Origin of the sequence: Clostridium sp. MCC345 (assembly GCF_018785345.1) — a bacterium.
In the GTDB taxonomy this organism is placed as follows: domain Bacteria; phylum Bacillota; class Clostridia; order Lachnospirales; family Anaerotignaceae; genus Anaerotignum_A; species Anaerotignum_A faecicola.
On record NZ_WQPP01000058.1, the window covers coordinates 1 to 330 of the forward strand.

Sequence of the window (330 nt, forward strand, 5' to 3'; positions counted from 1 at the left end):
GTTGATAGGTTGGAGGTGTAAGCATGGTAACATGTTCAGCTGACCAATACTAATAGATCGAGGGCTTGACCAAAAAAAGAAGGTTGACAAAGAAGACGATTGATGATAAACTAAAAAAGCTTTCACTGGTATTCAGTTTTGAAGGTGTAAGGAAGAGAATAAAAGGAAGTATAATAATCCTCGATAGCTCAATGGCAGAGCATCCGGCTGTTAACCGGAGGGTTGCAGGTTCGAGTCCCGCTCGGGGAGTTTTCTATGGTCCGTTGGTCAAGGGGTTAAGACACCGCCCTTTCACGGCGGTAACGCGGGTTCGAATCCCGCACGGATCAT

2 tRNA genes and 1 rRNA gene are annotated in these 330 nt (G+C 46.1%); all 3 read left to right on the forward strand.

Annotated elements, in window-relative coordinates:
- Positions 1–73, forward strand: a 23S ribosomal RNA gene (locus GPK49_RS09395); the annotation flags it as partial.
- Positions 74–177: 104 nt separating this feature from the next.
- Positions 178–249 (forward strand) — tRNA-Asn (locus GPK49_RS09400).
- 8 nt (positions 250–257) lie between these two features.
- Positions 258–329 (forward strand) — tRNA-Glu (locus tag GPK49_RS09405).
- Position 330: the final 1 nt, after the last annotated feature.